Annotated in this window: 1 protein-coding gene; it reads right to left on the bottom strand. The window is 72.9% G+C overall.

Annotated features, from left to right (window positions below; genetic code table 11):
- Positions 1 to 474, bottom strand: a 474-nt coding sequence (locus tag ACFP2E_RS03150) for a transposase (RefSeq protein ID WP_378524184.1), incomplete at its 3' end; no start/stop codon positions are given.
- Positions 475 to 667 lie beyond the last annotated feature (193 nt).

Here is a 667-nt window from a genome sequence, read left to right as displayed (position 1 = left end):
CAGCGCCCGCCCGGTCCGCAGGCAGGCCGCGAGCTCACGGCGCAGCCCACCGCGGCCCTGGACGTAGAGCGACTGGTAGATCGTCTCGTGCGACACCCACATCTCCGGATCGTCGGGGAAGTCCTCGCGCAGCCGCTGCGCGATCTGCTCGGGACTGTGGTGCTCCTCAAGGCGAGTCTGCACCTCCCGACGCAGCCGCAGGTTCACCGCCAGCCGGGCCGGTCGCGCCAGCCCACCCGCCCGGGCGTTGCCGTCGGCACGCTGCTGGGCGGTGCTGGCCCGGTAGACCCCGCCGTAGCCGACGTTGCGGCGCAGCTCACGGCTGACCGTGGACGGGTCACGGCCCAGCTCCCGGGCGATGCCACGCACCGAGCGGCCGGCCGCACGCAGGCACGCGATCTCCTCCCGCTCGGCGTAGGTGAGCCGGCCACCCTCGGCCGGCGACTTGCGGGGAGCTCTCAGCGACGGGATCACACCACCACAGCGTGCAAACAACCGCTGCGCCGTCGGACGAGACACGCCGACCGACGCCCCCGCATCCACCACCGACTCACCCTGCGCCACCCGGTCCCAGAACCTGCGCTGCACCTCCACCCGAACCGGCGGACGCGGCATACCCCTCACCCCAGATCACCCAGGGCGTTGCGCACGCACCTTGAACCCACCT

The sequence above is a fragment of the Nocardioides sp. GCM10027114 genome (assembly GCF_042659625.1).
GTDB lineage: Bacteria > Actinomycetota > Actinomycetes > Propionibacteriales > Nocardioidaceae > Nocardioides.
The sequence above is the reverse complement of the archived record's forward strand: the minus strand, read 5'-3'. Positions and strand labels throughout refer to the sequence as shown.